At 57.7% G+C, this 17,117-nt stretch carries 18 protein-coding genes; 11 read left to right on the top strand and 7 right to left on the bottom strand.

The window, feature by feature from the left end; genetic code table 11:
- Positions 1-3 precede the first annotated feature (3 nt).
- The 4 genes from ACR0B0_RS03650 to ACR0B0_RS03665 are packed head-to-tail and all read left to right on the top strand — an operon-like array spanning position 4 to position 3,933.
- Entirely contained in the window at positions 4-312 is a 309-nt protein-coding gene (locus tag ACR0B0_RS03650; protein WP_170348487.1) for a hypothetical protein, read from the top strand.
- A 5-nt stretch (positions 313-317) separates the two neighbouring features.
- Positions 318-1,400: a hypothetical protein gene (locus ACR0B0_RS03655; protein WP_480646459.1), complete on the top strand. Its 1,083-nt coding sequence runs from the start codon at positions 318-320 to the stop codon at positions 1,398-1,400.
- Positions 1,397-3,460: a glycosyltransferase gene (locus ACR0B0_RS03660; protein ID WP_480646461.1), complete on the top strand. Its 2,064-nt coding sequence runs from the start codon at positions 1,397-1,399 to the stop codon at positions 3,458-3,460. Before ACR0B0_RS03655 ends, ACR0B0_RS03660 begins: the two co-directional genes overlap by 4 nt.
- Positions 3,457-3,933, top strand: a complete 477-nt coding sequence (locus ACR0B0_RS03665; RefSeq protein WP_170348490.1) for a hypothetical protein — start codon at positions 3,457-3,459, stop codon at positions 3,931-3,933. Before ACR0B0_RS03660 ends, ACR0B0_RS03665 begins: the two co-directional genes overlap by 4 nt.
- Positions 3,934-3,973: 40 nt before the next feature.
- Here the strand turns inward: ACR0B0_RS03665 and ACR0B0_RS03670 are convergent, their stop codons facing one another.
- The gene (locus ACR0B0_RS03670) at positions 3,974-4,681 is read right to left on the bottom strand and encodes an SDR family oxidoreductase (RefSeq protein WP_170548516.1); all 708 of its coding nucleotides are present in this window, start codon (positions 4,679-4,681) and stop codon (positions 3,974-3,976) included.
- A 113-nt stretch (positions 4,682-4,794) separates the two neighbouring features.
- Here ACR0B0_RS03670 and gcvA point away from each other — a divergent pair, with 113 nt between their 5' ends.
- Together gcvA and ACR0B0_RS03680 are read left to right on the top strand one after the other, a co-directional pair.
- Complete coding sequence (gcvA, locus tag ACR0B0_RS03675; RefSeq protein WP_480646464.1) at positions 4,795-5,733, top strand: transcriptional regulator GcvA; 939 nt, start codon at positions 4,795-4,797, stop codon at positions 5,731-5,733.
- Positions 5,734-5,799: 66 nt separating this feature from the next.
- On the top strand, positions 5,800-6,411 hold the full coding sequence (locus ACR0B0_RS03680; protein ID WP_170348493.1) for a YrbL family protein: 612 nt from the start codon (positions 5,800-5,802) through the stop codon (positions 6,409-6,411).
- 1 nt (position 6,412) lies between these two features.
- Here ACR0B0_RS03680 and ACR0B0_RS03685 read toward each other — a convergent pair whose 3' ends face one another.
- Positions 6,413-7,282: a LysR family transcriptional regulator gene (locus ACR0B0_RS03685; protein ID WP_170409590.1), complete on the bottom strand. Its 870-nt coding sequence runs from the start codon at positions 7,280-7,282 to the stop codon at positions 6,413-6,415.
- Positions 7,283-7,448: 166 nt separating this feature from the next.
- Between ACR0B0_RS03685 and ACR0B0_RS03690 the strand changes: the two genes are divergently transcribed.
- Positions 7,449-7,697: a hypothetical protein gene (locus tag ACR0B0_RS03690; protein WP_170393794.1), complete on the top strand. Its 249-nt coding sequence runs from the start codon at positions 7,449-7,451 to the stop codon at positions 7,695-7,697.
- A gap of 44 nt (positions 7,698-7,741) precedes the next feature.
- Entirely contained in the window at positions 7,742-8,746 is a 1,005-nt protein-coding gene (locus ACR0B0_RS03695) for a GlxA family transcriptional regulator (protein ID WP_170358153.1), read from the top strand.
- A gap of 8 nt (positions 8,747-8,754) precedes the next feature.
- Here ACR0B0_RS03695 and ACR0B0_RS03700 read toward each other — a convergent pair whose 3' ends face one another.
- From ACR0B0_RS03700 to ACR0B0_RS03720, 5 genes are all read right to left on the bottom strand, one after another.
- Entirely contained in the window at positions 8,755-9,315 is a 561-nt protein-coding gene (locus ACR0B0_RS03700) for a sarcosine oxidase subunit gamma (protein ID WP_480646467.1), read from the bottom strand.
- Positions 9,308-12,253, bottom strand: coding sequence for a sarcosine oxidase subunit alpha family protein (locus tag ACR0B0_RS03705; protein ID WP_480646469.1), 2,946 nt, complete (start codon positions 12,251-12,253; stop codon positions 9,308-9,310). Before ACR0B0_RS03705 ends, ACR0B0_RS03700 begins: the two co-directional genes overlap by 8 nt.
- Positions 12,250-12,537 (bottom strand): sarcosine oxidase subunit delta, encoded by a 288-nt coding sequence (locus ACR0B0_RS03710; protein WP_170409594.1) that lies wholly within the window; start codon positions 12,535-12,537, stop codon positions 12,250-12,252. The genes ACR0B0_RS03705 and ACR0B0_RS03710 overlap by 4 nt, the downstream gene beginning before the upstream one ends.
- A 12-nt stretch (positions 12,538-12,549) precedes the next feature.
- The gene (locus ACR0B0_RS03715) at positions 12,550-13,800 is read right to left on the bottom strand and encodes a sarcosine oxidase subunit beta family protein (RefSeq protein ID WP_170348499.1); all 1,251 of its coding nucleotides are present in this window, start codon (positions 13,798-13,800) and stop codon (positions 12,550-12,552) included.
- Between the two features lie 84 nt (positions 13,801-13,884).
- Entirely contained in the window at positions 13,885-14,742 is an 858-nt protein-coding gene (locus ACR0B0_RS03720) for a LysR family transcriptional regulator (protein ID WP_480646471.1), read from the bottom strand.
- Between the two features lie 107 nt (positions 14,743-14,849).
- Between ACR0B0_RS03720 and ACR0B0_RS03725 the strand changes: the two genes are divergently transcribed.
- Genes ACR0B0_RS03725 through ACR0B0_RS03735 form a run of 3 tightly spaced genes read left to right on the top strand, consistent with a single transcriptional unit; the run spans position 14,850 to position 17,105 of the window.
- Positions 14,850-15,449 carry an amino acid synthesis family protein gene (locus tag ACR0B0_RS03725; RefSeq protein WP_480646473.1) on the top strand — a complete coding sequence of 200 codons (600 nt, stop codon included), beginning with the start codon at positions 14,850-14,852 and terminating at the stop codon, positions 15,447-15,449.
- Complete coding sequence (locus tag ACR0B0_RS03730) at positions 15,421-16,200, top strand: alpha/beta fold hydrolase (protein WP_480646475.1); 780 nt, start codon at positions 15,421-15,423, stop codon at positions 16,198-16,200. Before ACR0B0_RS03725 ends, ACR0B0_RS03730 begins: the two co-directional genes overlap by 29 nt.
- Positions 16,197-17,105 carry a flavin reductase family protein gene (locus tag ACR0B0_RS03735; RefSeq protein ID WP_480646477.1) on the top strand — a complete coding sequence of 303 codons (909 nt, stop codon included), beginning with the start codon at positions 16,197-16,199 and terminating at the stop codon, positions 17,103-17,105. The genes ACR0B0_RS03730 and ACR0B0_RS03735 overlap by 4 nt, the downstream gene beginning before the upstream one ends.
- Positions 17,106-17,117: the final 12 nt, after the last annotated feature.

Raw genomic sequence — 17,117 nt, forward strand, 5'->3', positions numbered from 1 at the left:
AAAATGACTGAAAGCAGACTTATTGGCATAGTAACCGCGCTACTATTTCTGACGACGGCGCAGGATGCGCGCGCTGAGATCACGCTTGAGCATCTCCTTGCCATCGATCAACTCTTGTCGGCCAATGACACCCAGGCGCTACGCTCGTATCTGGAAAGAAATCCCGGATTGCTGACCGGAACCGATGAACTGTCGGTCGAATTGCGCAGCTTTTACGAGGCCGCGTCCACGGGCACTTTGAACTTTGGCTATACCGCCGGACCGACAGCCGGTACCGCGGCTGCTGCGACCGACAACGAGCTGGCGCATTAAAGCTTATGTCGGCGCTCGAGGCCATCAATTGCTCAGTGCGTCCAAAGATCGCCTACATCATTGAACCGCGGTTTTCCGGTGGAACGTCAGCAGCGGTTGCGGCCGAACTGCGGGTGGCTGTGGACTTTGGAACGCTAGAGGTGCACGCGATAACTTCGCGAACTTTTGGCGAAAATCAATCTGTTGCGCCGGCACTGCGGCAGGTGTTGGACGAATTGCATATCCCGCTGATTTGGGATGCGCCGCGTATTAGTGCGGATTACGTGATCCTGCACAATCCATCGTTTCTAAAGTTCAACGAGGTACTGAGCACCAAAATTTTTGCCCGTGATCTGATCGTTGTGACGCATGAAAATTTCTTGCGTCCGGGCGGCGAGGAAGGGTTCGACGTTTCCGGCTGCCTGAACCAGATTGAGGCGTCATCTTTTGTGCTGAGGCGAACCCTGGCTCCGATTTCACCCCATAATCGCAAGACCGTGAACGATTGGTTGGACAGCTCGCGCGTGGCAAGGCAGTGGAGGGTTCGGGACACCGACTGGTTCAACATCTGCCATACGGATGTAAGTCCTCCGTGCGAAAAGCCACAGGACCGTCGGGGCAGGCATTCACGACCGGGGTTTGAAAAGTTCCCATCGCTTTCCGACCTCGACATGTGCTTTCCCGAGCATTCTCAAAGCAATGTCATTCTGGGTGCTGATGCCATGCTGAACGCGGGTGTTCTTCGGGCCCATTGGACCTTGCTGCCTTTTGACGCCATTAGTGTGGACGAGTTTTTTGGAATGATCGATTTCTACGTCTATTTTACGGCGCCGACCTGGCAAGAAAGCTTTGGCCGCGTCGTGACCGAAGCGCTGGCCGCTGGCAAAGTGGTTCTTACCAATCCGGAAACCGGGGCAAATTTCGGCGATGGTGTCCTTACGTGTCATCCGGGCGACGTGGACCGGGTCATATCTGATTTGGTCGCTGACCCGCAGCGATATCATGAACAGGTCTCAAGGTCGCAAAAGGTGCTGGAGCGTTACTCGGCAGAGAGTTTCAGGGCAATGTTGTCAAATGTCCTGACTGCAGACAGCGGGGTTATGAAATGATTTTCATCGAGGCTGGCACGCACTCGCTGCGGACCTTTGATGCGCAATTGATCTTTGCCGATCAGCTGACCGCACGCGGTTTTAACGTGTGTATCGATGCCGAATACTTGCCGAAAGACGCAGGTCGCGGCCGGGTTTACGATGCTGCCAAGTTTTTGGTCGATCCGGGCGAGCATGAGGTCGAAAGGGTATTTGTGCTTGGCGCCGAGGAGATTGATGATCTTCTTCTTGCGTCCCTGCGGCAAAGGCAACTGGCGGCAAACGTACCAGTGGTTGCCACGGGCCGTTTCGAAACGCAGCAAAGTTATATCGGTGCAAAGGCGCGTCTGGCATATGCCCTTGGGCGTGAAGCCACGGTGTTGGACCTTACGGACTTCCAGCCGCGCTCGATGTTACCTTCGGCGGCCTGTCCCTTGGTCGCAGACATTCGGCCAACGGCTCGTTCGGCGGTCGAAAAGCCAAATGTCGCCGTGGTCTTGGGGTCCATGGAACTTGACGCGCCCGAGACGCTCTCTTGCTTGGCCCGGATGAGCAATCGCAGTGACTATACTCTGCAACTTATCGTCAACGGGGCGCAGAACAAGGTGATCAATGAGTCGCCCTTTCATGATCTGCCGACTATTTTGTATACCGATCTTTCCGCCCGTATTTTGGCAAAAACGACAGATGTCCTGGTGATGTTTGGTCATGGTGTCGCCGGGGTTCGCATGGCCGCACTTGCAGTCGAGTTGATCGCCACTGGTGGGGTCGCGATAGATTGCACGGATGATGAGGCCATTGTGTCCTCCGGCGCCCCGGCTTTGATCGGGCCCAAAACGCCGCTTGCGCTGGACGGGTACCTCACAGGGAAGATACTTGAGAACCTTGCCGGGGTGGCTGAACAGGCGACAAAATCCCAGTGGCTGCATTCGGTGGACATTTCCCGGTTGGAAAAGGCAGCAGACCTAAAGCCCCAAAAACGCGAACCTATTCGAACGGCACAGCGAACAGTGTTTTTTCCAACCAACGGGGTTGGATTGGGACACGCTCAGCGATGCGCTATCATTGCCAAAGAATTGCCGGATGATATAGCCCCGATTTTTGCGGCCTTTCCCAGCTGCGTTCCACTTGTGCGCCGCGAAGGCATGGACAGTATCCCTCTGGTTCAGCGGACTGAAGTATCAGCCAACTTTAATGGCAACGATATCCTGACTTACCGCCGACTTGGCGCAGCTCTGCAGGAAAATGACAGGTTGGTGTTTGACGGCGGCTATGTCTTTGATTCCGTCTACCGAACGATCCTTGAGCGCAACTTGTCGGCGGTTTGGATACGGCGTGGGTTGTGGCCTGATGGGCGGTCCAGGCCAAGAATGCTCCAGCGTGAGGCCGTATTCGACAAGGTCATAGTGCCATCCGAAGCCTTTGAAGAGCTAAACGACACCTACAGTTACGGCGATCACGTTCGCAACGTTGGCCCGATCTTTCGCCGTGTGGTCCAGTCGGGTGATGAACGCCAAGGACTTAGGGGTCGGCTGGCTGAACGGTTCGGGCGTGAGTTTGATCATCTGGTTGTCAGCATGTTAGGCGGCGGCGTGGCGTCGGACCGGTCGGCGCAACTTCAGGCAATTTCCGGGATGCTTGAGGACCGGTCAGACTGTTTGCATCTTGTCGTAACCTGGCCGGGCAGCAAGGTTCAGCCGGCCACCTTCGGTTGGTCAAATACTCACGTTGTTCAGACCTTTGAGGCCACAACCCTTTGCCTGGCCGCGGATTTGGTCATTTCGGCGGCGGGATACAATTCTGTTCTCGAGATCCTGTACAACAAGATTCCGGCAATCCTGATCCCCCAATCAGCACCGTATCTGGACAATCAGGAACGACGCGCCCAGGCGTTGGCTGACCGCGATCTGTGCGCGATCATCACCGAGAAAGAGTTCATGAAACTCGAGCGAACGGTTTCAGACTGCCTGGATCAAGGTGATCTGGAGGTCTATCGGACCGCGTTGAATAAAATTGAATTGCCAGAACCGGGGGCGGCGAAAGCGGCCGAAATCATTGCAGAGGCCAAGTGCAGAAAATGACAGATATTTCATGGTACGATATCCTAAGCAGAACAACGCCTAAACGACCTGTTCAATTGGATGATCTGATCTCTGGCGATCAAGAACCCAAGCCGCACGGGAATGTTGTATTTCCTGAAATGGGCCTGATCCCTTCCGTTGCGCTTTGGGAGCGGGATGAGGGCGGGCCAACGCATATCGGTGTTCGGATCGTGAGCCCCATGAAATCAGTATACAATGTGGCAAGGTTTCTTGCCGCAGCCGCGTTGGAGCGCGAGGTGTATCCGGTCATTCTAAGCCGCATAGATTACAGCGGATTTGAGCAGTTCGGCTTCCGCGTTGAGCGCGTACCGGATGAACCGATGGCTGCGCAGTTCGCTGAAGAAGAGATCCGAAAATTCTGGGATCTGGCGATCATTATCGACGGCGACGATATCGGGCTTTGGGCCGGGCAAAAGGCTCAGTCCCAGAGCCCGGCGGATAACAGCAAATGACCGTACAGCGTTATGAGCCGGGGCAGGGCGGTCGCCGGTGTTACACCGACCGTGTCAGCCCACCGTCTACTCGGATGTTCTGGCCGGTGATATATGCTCCACCGTCCGACGCTAGAAAAGCTACGGTTGCTGCGATTTCGTCATAGGCCTTGCCATATCGTTCCATCGGGATGCGGGCCTTCCAGTCCGGGTTTTCCGGCAGGCTGTCAATGAAGCCCGGCAGCACGTTGTTCATGCGCACATTTTCAGTCGCATGTTTGTCCGCGAACAATTTGGTGTAGGCTGCCAGACCCGCCCGCATCACACCAGACGTTGGAAACACCGGGTCGGGTTCGAACGCCGCGAAGGTCGAGATGTTGATGATTGCTCCGGACTTTTGGTCGATCATGATCGGGGTGATGATCCGCGCGGCCCTTACCGCGTTGAGGAAATAGACCTCAAGCCCTTCGTGCCAGTCGTCATCACTGATCTCAAGAACCGGGGCGCGGGGGCCGTGACCAGCTGAATTCACCAACACATCAACGCGACCCCAGCGGTCCATGGTCATGTCCACCAACCTTTGCATGTCTGCGCTGGACCTGTTGGTGCCGGTCAAGCCGATGCCGCCCAATTCAGTCGCCAAAGCTTCGCCTTTACCCGATGATGACAGGATGGCGACGTTGAACCCATCAGCTTCCAAACGACGGGCGCTTTCCGCGCCCATGCCGCTGCCGCCGCCCATAATGATCGCGACTTTGTTGTCCGTCATGTTGCACCTCATTGTGTCTACTTAGGATGAAAAATGGCGTCAGCGATGACGTTTGACCAATCAGTAATTCTGCCTTAACCTTGTAGAAAATCTATCGGGTTGAATCCCTAACCATGCGTAATTTACCCCCCTTGAACGCATTAAAGGCGTTTGAAGCATCAGGGCGCCATCTGAACTTCAGCCGGGCCGCTGATGAGTTGGGCGTCACGCAAGGCGCTGTGGCCCAACAGGTGCGGGCGCTTGAGGAAGTATTGCAAATCAAGCTGTTCCACAGGCAGGCCAGAGGGCTGTCCCTGACTGATGAGGGCCGGGCCTATCTTGCACCGCTCCGTCGCGCTTTTGACTTGATGGCCGAGGCAACCGCAAACTTGTCACCGCAAGACGTTGTTGCCACGATCAGTTCAACCCCTTCTTTTGCTACACGGTGGCTGGTGCCGAGATTGGGGTATCTCGCACAGGATCATCCCGATATCCGGCTACGTCTGGATGCGTCGAACACGCTGGCGAATTTCCAGACGGACGGGGTCGATATCGCGATCCGGCAGGGTAAGCCACCGTTTGGTCCGGGATTGGTCTCCGTGCCTTTGTTTTCTGCAGAGTTGATCGCTGTCTGCCATCCTGATCTCGCGTCAGGGCATAGCCCCATTCAGTCGCCTGCAGACCTGATCAACCATGTTCTGCTCGAAGACACCCATGGCCAGTGGCCCCTGTTTCTGGAGACCGCTTTGGGAGAGGTGCCTGTATCCTGGCTAAAGACCATGGCGTTCAGCCAGACTTCGCTGGCCATCGATGCAGCAATCGCCGGGCAGGGCATCGCGCTGGCCAATCGGGAATTTGTCGCTGGGGACCTTGAGGCCGGGCGCTTGTGCCAACCCGTTTCTTTTGCAACCCCGGTGCAAGAGGGGTACCACGTCGTCACCCAACGCACGCCCAGACAGGTAAAGGTCGCCGAGGCGGTTCGGAACTGGTTGATCAAACAGGTTCAGGAAGCGTCATCGCCAGTTCAGGCTGAAACAAAGGTGAATTGTCACGGAAATCAGAACGCCCTATGAAGGGCACTGATTTTAGCACTAAGTGCCCCTGCGGCGCACGTTTCTCATGATTGGGACCTGACAGACATGATTGACCTAAGCGGCCACACCCCGCTACGCGAAAGCCGCAACTACAAGATTTTCCAACACCCTGAAATTGAAGGCGCGTTGTTGAAAGTTCGGGTGGATGAACCTATTCGACATCATACGATTCCGCGATATGCGGCCTGGCGCTATGGTAATCTGCGGCAGTGGAATCGAGAAGCGAACGAATATCTGGCCGCGTTGAATCGCGGCTGCCCGGAAATCGAACGCCTCGCGCGGTTCATGGGGTATGCGCCGACGTCGCAAGGCCCGGCATTGGTTGTTGAAAAACTGACCGGTTCAGATGGTGGGCTTGCGCCGACCCTGCAATCCGAAAAGCGTGCGGTTGCGTCGGACAGGGAGGCGCGCCAACGGCTGCATGATGAGTTCATGGAACTGATGGACGATCTCAAAAAAGGGCAGATCATTGTCGGTGACATGGGGTTTGAAAACATCGTCCGCGCGCAGGAACGCGGCGGAAAGCTGGTCATCATCGACGGGCTAGGTGAACGGGTGATGTTCCCGCTTGTTTTGTTCAGCAAGTTGGCGTTTCACAAGTCGATCGAACGTCGCCGGGAACGTATGTCCAAAGCGTTCAACCTCGGGGCGAGTTAACTTAGCCTGCGCCGGTCACAGGCATCGTGGTCTCAACCTCTTTGCGGATTTCCTGAATGAGAGCTATTGCAGCCGGTTTTCGGCGCTTTAGATGCGTGCGCGCGACAAAGGCGATACGGGGCGGGACAGGGAATAGCTTGTCGATGATTTCCATGTCCGAAGTGATGTGCATACCGTTCAACAATGCGACACCCAAACCCGACCGCACCGCCGATTGGATGCCTGCCGCACTCGGGCACTCCAGAACGTTATCGAACTGGTGCAGCTTTCGTCCCATGCCCCATTGTTTGTAAAAACATTGGCTATCGAAGGAGAGAAATGGCACGGGTGAGGATAAATCCAAGTGAAATTCCGGCGATTTGACCCAGTGCAGCGTGTCTTCAAACAGGATCAAATCGTCAGGCAGAATGTCCTGACGAAAGATCTGCATCACCGCCACATCCAGCTCTCCGGCTTTCAACCAGGTCTGCACGTTTAGGCTTTGACTGGTGCGGGTGCGGACACGAATGTCGGGGTACAACCGCGTGAAACGACCCACAATTCGGGCGATGTCGCTTGTGGCGGTGTCCTCGGTCATGCCCAGGCGGATGGTTCCGGTCAGAGGTTTCTTGCCTAAAGATGACAACGCTTCGTCATGCAAATCGGTGATCCGGCGTGCATAGTCGCACAGCCGTTGACCGGCCTCGGTAAACAAGGGGCCACCGGCGCGGCGGGCCAGCAAGTTACAATCCAACGCCTGCTCTAGCCGACGAATTTTGTGGCTGACCGCAGATTGAGACAACGCCAGATGTTCCGCCGCGCGGGTCACGCCACCATGTGCAGCAATGGCCAGCAAGGCGCGTAGGGCGTCAATTTCTAGGCGTTCGTTCATTTTCCGCTGTATGACAAAATAAGATCACAGAATGACAATCATTCATTTGAGTCACATGATAACCTTGGTCTAGTCACAGGAAAAGACAAAACATCAAAGGCCCAAAATGACATTTTTTTTCACTGAACCCGCTCCGATAAACCGCATGACAGGACAGGGGTGAAGCATGGAAAAACTCGAAACCTCGCGTCGCAGTCTGACTACGGTGTTTGAAATCACCGGGTCTGTGTTGGCGATGGCCTATGCCTTGCTGATCGCCTCGAATATCGGGGCGGAGCTGTTGGGTTTTACGCTTCTGCTATTGTCGTCGGGTCTGTTCGCAGCCTGGGCTGTGATCGACCGTCGCTGGACATTTCTGTTGCTACAGGGGTTTTACGCAACATCAGCCATCATCGGGTTGATCCGCTGGGCTTGAAACTTCGCTTAGGGCAGCGGCGGATTTCCTGCTAGGACAGGTCCATGCGGACTGAAAACAGAATCGAGATCGGCTTTTTGCTGTTTGATGGCTTTCCCATGGCATGCCTGACCTCGGTGATCGAGCCGCTGCGGGCGGCCAATGAAATCGCGGGGCAAGAAGCGTTCCTCTGGTCGCTGATTTCCGAGAATGGCCAAAAGGTCCAATCCAGTGCAGGTGTCGGATTCGAAGCCGAGCGATCTCTGGCAGCCTGCAAGGACATTGACATTATTTTCCTTCTCAGCAGTCCGACTTCGGTCTTCGACAACCCGAGTTTTGGCAACGGTGCCCTGCGCAGTCTAGGTCGCCACGGGACGGTTCTGGGCGGGATCAGCGCAGGTGTTTTTCCGTTGGTTCGGTCGGGTGTCATGCAGGGTCATCCGGTGTCGGTTCATTGGTGTTATGAGGCCGCGTTCGAAGCGGAATTCCCTGACATGGATGCCCGCAGTGAAGTGATCGTCAGAGATGCCAGTCGAACAACCGTTTCGGGCGCGGCGGCAGGGTTTGATCTGGCATTGCATCTTATTCAGGATAGGCTGGGTGGGGACGTCGCACATGAAGTCGCCTGTTGGTTCCAGCACCCGATGATGCGCGGCGCCGGTGTGCAACAGCAGGTGCCCAGAGCAACTGCGCCCGACACGGGCGATAACCTGCCGCCTCTGGTTTCCCGCAGTGTTGCGTTGTTCGCTGCGCATATGAGCGAGCCAATTTCCGTGGCAGAGGTGGCGCAGCGGATGGGGGTGACGCCCCGACAGATCGAACGGGCTTTCAAACAGGCAACCAGTCAAAGTCCCAGCCACTATTACCGTGCCATGCGTATGAAGGCTGCGCGGCAGATGGTGGTTTATACCAAAGACCCGATCCCCCAGATCGCCTCAGCCGTCGGGTACGGTTCTGTCGCGCCTCTGGTGACGCATTATCGGGCGGCCTTCGGGCTAAGCCCCAGCGAAGATCGCCGCAGAATCAACCGTTTTCGCGTTGAAGATAACGCGCCGCTCCCGTCGGTCTGACCGATGGATCAAAGTGCCGAGCGCATCGCCGTCAATAGGGCATGATGCAGTGAACCGGCCGAGGATCGTGGACCGTAGAAACTGAAGCTCTCGGGTGTTCGGCACAGAACAAAACAACCGATATGATGGATCGAACAGCGCGCCGCGCTGCCTGGGTCAAGCTTGCGCAGATCAAGCTGGCACAGGAGTTCCAGAACCGCAGGAATATGATCTCCGTTCAGGTCGAACCGCGTCCAGCCGTCCGTTTGCTCGGTGACCGAGGCGGCATCTCCCGTGGCGGTTTTGACCTGTTCGGCAAGCGCTTCGTGGGTGTCAAAGGGGGCCTCAATCATCCATTGATCGGGGCCGGCCCAGAACGCGCTGATCGTTGTACCGGCCCAGCGACCAATATCGGGGATGGGGGCATCGATCAACTTGGCCAGAGAAGTGGCAGTATTGTCTTCCTGCCCCATCCGGGCCGCGACCGAAGCCAGCGCCACGCCGGGCACTTCGGTACATGTGACACCTCCGACGGTGTCCACGTGTGGGTCAGTCCCGCCCAGGGCGGTTGTAGCAACAAGATCATGCACGTAGACGCTCTCCTTCAGGGTCGACGAAATGGGCCGAGACAAGTTCCACCTCGACGGTCAGATCAGTCAGGGGGGAGACCAGACGCATTTTCTCGCCCAACCGCTCGGCCCCGTTTTTCACGAGGCCCAGACCGATATTGCTGTTGAGGATCGGCGAGTAGACAGCCGAAGTGACATACCCCTGATCATGCGCCGCATCGACCGGGCCTTCGCTGTTCATCAGATGCCCGCCTGCTGTGACCTTATCTTCGGGTTGCAGAGGTTTGATCCCGACAAGTCGCAGGACATCCGGCTCGACCAGAGCTTCGCGTTCGGACAGGACCGAACCGATGCTGTCTTTCTTCTTTGACACCATTTTGCCCAAGCCAAGGTTCAGTGCCGTGGTGGTGCCGTTGAGTTCACTTCCTGCGGCATGGCCTTTTTCGACCCGCATCACGCCCAGCGCTTCGGTGCCGTATGGCACCACGTCAAATTCCTCACCCTCGGCCATCAGCCGCCGCATCAGCGCGTCGCCATAACGTGAGGGCGCCGCGATTTCGTAGGCCAGCTCGCCTGAGAACGAGATTCGGAACAACCGCGCCCGTAGCCCACCGCAGACGGTGACGTTGCCACAGGCCATGAACGGGAAGGCGTCGTTCGAGAGATCAAACTCTGGGTCCACGATCTTTTGCAGCAGTTTGCGCGAATTGGGGCCGGCCACGGCGTACTGTGCCCAGGCTTCGGTGGTTGAAATCAACTGCACATCCATGTCCGGATACAGGCACTGGCGGGCAAATTCCATGTGGCGGTAGACACTTACGGCGTTAGCCGTGGTTGTGGTGACGACGAAGTGATCCTCGGCCATCCGCGCGGCGGTGCCGTCATCCATGACCATTCCGTCTTCGCGCAACATCAGTCCGTACCGGGTTTTTCCTACGGCCAGCTTTGCGAAGCCATTGGCGTAGATGCGGTTCAGAAACTCGGCCGCATCTGTGCCCTGAACGTCGATCTTGCCCAGTGTCGTACAATCGCACACCCCGACCGAGGCGCGGGTTTGGCGTACCTCACGATCCACGGACTGCCGCCAATGGGTTTCACCGGGCAGGGGGAACCACTGCGCACGCAGCCAGTTGCCAACCTCGACAAACACGGCGCCGCGTTCTTTGGCCCAATAGTGCGAGGGAGTCAGGCGGGTCGGGTGAAATTCCTGCCCCTTCATCCGGCCCGCGAAAGTGCCAATCGGCACGGGCGTGTAAGGCGGGCGGAATATGGTGGTTCCGACCTCGGGGATCGACTTGCCGGCCACCTCGGCCATGATCGCAAGGCCGGTGATGTTCGAGGTCTTGCCCTGATCCGTTGCCATGCCCAGCGTGGTATAGCGTTTCAGGTGCTCGACTGATCGGAACCCTTCCTGATAGCTGAGCTTGACGTCCTTAACGGTTACGTCGTTCTGCTGATCCACCCAGGCGCGCTTGCATCCTTGCACGTGCCAGAATGGCGTTTGCGAGACAGGAGCATCCTCAGCTTCGGGCAAGTCGGGCAGGACACCTGTCATTTCCAGCGCGTTGGCCGCGCCTTCCGCTCCGGATTGCAGGGCGCCATGTGTCGACATCACCCCGTTTGCGGCACCAGCAACCGACAGGCCGACGGGCAGGTTTTCTCCGGGTACAAAGGCGGCCAAAGCTTCATCCCAGACCGGGCGTCCGCGCTGGTGACATGTCATATGCACGTTCGGGTTCCAGCTGCCGGACACGCCCAGCGCCCCGCTTTCCAGAGTACGGGTTGAGCCGTCAGCCAAGGCGACCTCGACAAAGGTCAGCCCGTGGCGGCCTTTGGTATCAATGACTTGTGCGCCTTTCAGGACCTCATAATCATAGCAGGTAGGTGCGTCCTCGCGCACATCCACGACGGCAGTGATTGTGACGCCTTTGGCATGCAGATCGGCTGCGGTGCGATGGCCGTCATCATTGTTGGTAAAGATCGCCACACGTTGCGACGCGGTGGCAGCGAACCGGTTGGCATAGGTTCGCAACGCGCTGGCCATCATGATGCCGGGCCGGTCGTTGTTTTCGAACGCGATGGGGCGCTCCGTGGCTCCGGCACAAAGCAGTGCTTTTTGAGTGTAAATACGCCATAGAATCTGACGGGGTTTGCCCACTGGTAGGGTGGCTAAATGATCCCCAGTCCGTTCCACTGCACCATAGACGCCATGGTCAAACGCGCCGATGACTGTGGTGCGCGGCATAAGCCTGACGTTGGGCAAAGACGATAGCTCTGCAACCGCTTGAGCCGCCCAGTCCGGGGCGCTGTGGTCACCCAGCGCATAGGTCTCGCTGTTTAGACGTCCACCAAGGGTGAAATCCTCATCCGCCAGAATAACGTCTGCCCCGGCACGTCCTGCGGTCAGGGCAGCCATCAGGCCAGAGGGTCCAGCGCCGATGATCAGCAGATCGCAGTGACGGAACCCTTTGTCATATTCATCCGGGTCAGCCTCTTGCGACAGCGATCCCAAACCGGCGGCGCGGCGGATCATCGGTTCGTAGAGCTTTTCCCAGAACGCGGCAGGCCACATGAAGGTCTTGTAGTAAAACCCTGCCGACAGGAAGTTCGAGAACATATCGTTCACGGCCAGCGCGTCGAATTTCAGGCTGGGCCAGCGGTTCTGCGACTTCGCCTCAAGCCCGTCGAACATTTCAATTGTTGTGGCGCGGGTGTTGGGTTCCTTGCGGGCACCGGTGCGCAGTTCGACCATGCCGTTGGGTTCTTCGGACCCGGCGGTCAGCAGCCCGCGAGGGCGGTGGTATTTGAACGACCGCCCGATCAGCCGCACGTCATTGGCCAGCAAGGCCGAGGCCAGAGTATCGCCGGGATGCGCCGTATAGCTGCGCCCGTCAAATTTGAAGGACAAAGAGGTGTTGCGGTCGATCTGGCCGCCATTCAGCCGGTTTGTCTGCGTCATTTGGATCGCCCCCGTGTGCGGGCCACGTCACGGGCCAGTTCCACCTTTGAAATCTCATGCGTCAGCGTGTTGCGCGTTACGACCAGCCAGGATCGGTCTCCGGCCTCGTGATACCACAGTTCCTGATGCTCACCGGCCGGGTTGTCGCGGACATAGCCGTATTCATAGAACGCCTCAGCTGCGTTTTCAGACTGCCAGTCCGGGCGATCGATCAGTGAGGCATCACCCAGATATGTGAACTCCGAGGCATCGCGCGGACCCAAAAGGGGATGGTTGATAATCATTGTACAGTCCCCTCAGTGCAGATTGGGCTGGTTGCCCACGCCTTTTTCGTCGATCATCCGGCCCGTCTGGAACCGGTCGAGGCGGTAGGCGGTGGCTACCGGGTGCGGCTCGTCCTTCGCCAACAGATGCGCAAAGCAATGACCCGAGGCTGGGGTTGCCTTGAACCCGCCGTAACACCAACCGCCGTTGAAATAGAGCCCCTCGACCGGCGTACGGTCGATGATGGGCGAGCCATCCATCGACATGTCCATCACACCGCCCCACATCCGCAACAGACGGGCGCGGCCGATCATTGGCATCAAGGCCACGCCGCCTTCGCAAACATCCTCGACCACGGGCAAGTTGCCGCGTTGGGCATAGGTGTTATAGCCGTCGATATCACCGCCAAAGACCAGCCCTCCCTTATCGGATTGGCTGACATAGAAATGGCCCGCGCCAAAGGTGATGACACTGGGCAGAACTGGTTTCAGACCCTCGGACACAAACGCCTGCAAAACGTGGCTCTCGATGGGCAATCGCATTCCGGCCATTCCCATCACGCGGCCGGAACTGCCCGCAACCGCACAGCCCACTTTGTTCGCGCCGATGAAGCCCTTAGTCGTTTCAACGCCCAGGCATTTGCCATTCTCAATCCGTAGGCCTGTGACCTCGCAATTCTGGATGATGTCGACGCCGTGCAGGTCAGCCGATCGCGCAAACCCCCATGCCACCGCGTCATGACGGGCAGTACCCGCGCGGCGCTGAACTAAGCCGCCCTTGATCGGAAAGCGGGCATCGTCAAAATTTAGATAGGGATGCTCTTTGCGGACCTGATCCGCATCTAGCAACTCGGCATCCGCGCCATTTAGGATCATCGCGTTGCCGCGCCTTGTATAGGCGTCTCGCTGACCGTCGGTGTGGAACAGATTGATGATCCCACGCTGGCTCATCATGGCGTTGTAGTTCAGGTCTTGTTCAAGCCCTTCCCACAGCTTCATTGAGAACTCGTAGAACGGTTCATTCCCGTCCAGCATATAGTTCGAGCGCACAATCGTCGTGTTCCGCCCCACATTGCCGCCGCCGATCCAACCTTTTTCGACCACCGCCACATTGCGCTGACCATAGACCTTGGACAGGTAGTGCGCTGTTGCCAGCCCATGACCACCACCGCCGATGACGATGATGTCGTAATGCGCCTTGGGTTCGGGCTCACGCCAGACCGGTTTCCACCCTTTGTGGCCGGTGAGCGCCTCTTTGATGACTCGGAAGCCAGAATATCGCATGAATCGGACCTTTTTCGCCAGAATTCACTAAAATACGGCCTGTGGATATCCTCAGATGCGACATCCACTTGTTTGAATCAGACGTTAAATGCGACTTACCTCAGGCAGTGCGCCGGAAAACCATTCCAGAAATGCGTCTACCTCGGGCGAGCGGCGTTGGGCCGCCAGAAAATACCCTTCGGTTGCGGGGGCCGAGGCTTCGGTGGCACGTATGACCCGACCGGTGCGCAATGCGTGTTCCGCGACCAAAGCATTGACCAAAGCCACCCCGTTTCCAGTGGTGGCGAGTTTTAGAGCGAGACCGTAAGAATCCACGTAGAAGGTGGGGCTTGGGATTTTGTACCCAGTTGCCTCGGACCAGGACGACCAATTGCCGGATGTGCCGACCGCCTCGATCAACGGCAGGTCCGGTAGGTCGCCGTCCAACTGGGGTGATTTAACGGCGATCAGGTCATTGGGCAACAGTTCGGTTGCGTCCCGACCCACCTGTTTCGCAGACCCGAATCGAATTTCGATATCCGCGCGAGAGGCCGAGTATTCATCCGGCCAGATCGTGCTGACAAAGCGTACGGATGTGTCCGGGTTTCGTGACCGGAATTGAGGCAACGCGGGGGATATCACCCATTCCAGCACGCTGACCGACGCCGCAACGGTAAGGTGACGCGCGCGTTCTTCGGCCAGATACGGTGACGCCGCCGAATGCAGCATCTCCAGCGCGGCTTCGACCTGTGGCAGCAGCTTGCGGCCCTCGTCGGTCAACGACAGGCCGCGCGCGTGGCGGTGAAACAATACCACACCCAACCGTGTTTCCAGCGATCTGATCTGTTGGCTGACAGCGGATTGCGTCAGGCCGATCTCGTCAGCGGCTGCGGTGGAACTGAGCCGTCGGGCGGCGGCTTCGAACGATCTGAACCACGTGAGCGGGGGCAGGGTTTTGGGCATTTGTAACCTACATATTAGAGTCACTAATACCTAAGACCAAAGTTCTTTCGTTTGTCAAAGCAGCCCTTGGCCGAGGATAGTTTGCCAATCAATCACAGGGGGCGTTTGTGCAGCCAAATATTCGAAAAATCGTGACCTACGACGAAGAGGTTCTGGTTGAAGGGTTTCGCAAGGCAGACCGCCCATGGCGGATGTTCGCGGTGGCGGCTGTGGTCACCAACCCATGGGCCGGACGCTATGTCGAGGATCTGAGGCCTGAGATTCTGAGCTTTGCCCCTGTTTTAGGTGAGGAACTGACCGGACGAATGACTGCGTTGGCTGGCAGCGGCGATGCAATCGAAGCCTATGGTAAGGCCGCTGTTGTCGGGCTGGACGGAGAGGTCGAGCATGCCTCGGGCCTGATCCACACGCTGCATTTCGGTAATCATTTCCGGCAGGCGGTTGGGGCGAAATCCTACCTGTCTTTCACCAATACCCGAGGGCCAGCCAACGCACCGATCATGGTGCCGCTGATGGACAAGAACGATGCCGGTCGCCGGTCGCATTATCTGACGCTGCAATTCGCCATTTCCGACGCACCGCGCGCTGATGAGGTTGTGATTGTGCTAGGCGGCGCGACGACGGGGCGTCCGCACCATCGGATTGGAGATCGTTATCAGGACTTGAAGGATTTGGGTCATGACGTGGACAACCCGGCCTCGGTCTAAGTTCGATGATCTGGCCGCGATTGACGTGGGCGAGGGTCCTCTGGTCGTGCTGTTGCACGGTGTTGGTCTGCGGGCCGAAGCGTGGGGCGGGCAGATCGAGCCTTTGGTTTCTGCTGGGTATCGCGTGGTTTGCCCGGACATGCTGGGTCACGGGGAAACGGCATTTACCGCGCCAAGTGGACTAAATAGCTACGCCGCGCCGATTGCCGCGTTGTTGAACGAGCCTGCGGTGCTGATCGGGCATTCGATGGGTGCGCTGATTGCGACGCAAATAGCGGCCTCGAACAATCGAAATGTCAAAGGGGTTGCGGCCCTGAACGCCATCTACAAAAGGTCAGACGCGGCCCGACAAGCGGTCTTGTCGCGGGCTCATGCGCTTGATGCGCAGCAGCCGAACGACGCCTCGGTCACTCTGCGCCGGTGGTTTGCAGAGAGTGCGTCAGCGGAACGCGACGCCTGCGCGCGATGGCTGCAAGAGGTCGATCCACGCGCCTATAAGGCGGCCTATACGGTCTTTGCCGAAAGCGACGGCCCGACCGAAGCGCAGCTGGCAGCGGTTACATGTCCGGCCATGTTTGTGACCGGCGCGGATGAGCCGAACTCGACCCCCGTTATGTCGCTACAGATGGCCAGCCTTGCACCAAAGGGGCGGGCAGAGATCATCCCCGGTGCAGCACACATGATGCCGATGACCCATGCGGCGCAGATCAACGCCACGCTCTTGCCCTTTGTTCAGGAGTGCCTGACATGACTACTTTGGACCCACGCGCCCTGCGCGATGCCTTTGGCAGCTTCATGACCGGCGTGACAGTGGTGACCACCCGCGATGAAAATGGCGTGCCGGTTGGGTTCACGGCAAACTCGTTTTCCTCGGTGTCTCTAGACCCGCCGCTGCTGCTGGTGTGCCCAGGCAAGTTCCTGTCCAGCTATGAAGTGTTCACCGATTGCCGTCATTTCGCCGTCAACATTCTGGCTGAAGGTCAGCAAGAGGTTTCGAACACTTTTGCAGGGTATAAAGGCGACCGGTTCGCGAAAGTTCCCCATCATAACGGCGAGCATGACTTGCCGCTGATCGACGGAGCGGTGGCGCAATTCTGTTGCGAAACCCATCAGGCCATTCCGGCAGGCGATCATACCATCCTGATGGGCCGTGTGCTTGAATTCTCACACGTTGCAGGCGACGGATTAGGCTATGTGGGCGGATCGTATTTCAGCCTGGGTCTTGAGGCCGAAATGGACGCCAAAGTCCCAACGGTTTGCGGTGCGATTATTACTGCTGGCGACCAAGTGCTTTTGGAACGCCATGGCGCTGCGTTTCGCCCGGTTCAAGTCTCGGGTGCTGAGACTGGTGGTCAACGGAACAGGCTGGCGCAGGGGTTGTCGGAACGCGGTATCCATGCGCGGATCGAACAGGTCTATTCGTCGTTCAATGACGCCGAGACCAAGCTGCAATATACGTTTTTCCTGGCGTCAGCAGATCAGCCCTGCTCATCTGCGAATGCCCAGTGGGTACCGGTTGCGAACCTGCCCAACCTGACCTTCGCCACCCAAGGCATTCACCACATGATGACCCGCTTTGCACGCGAGGTTCAGACCGGGGATTTCGCCTTGTATCTGGGCGACGCCGAACGCGGCGACATTCACAGTTTTCGCTAAAGGAGCCGATTG

This window comes from Ruegeria sp. BA12 (assembly GCF_056539625.1).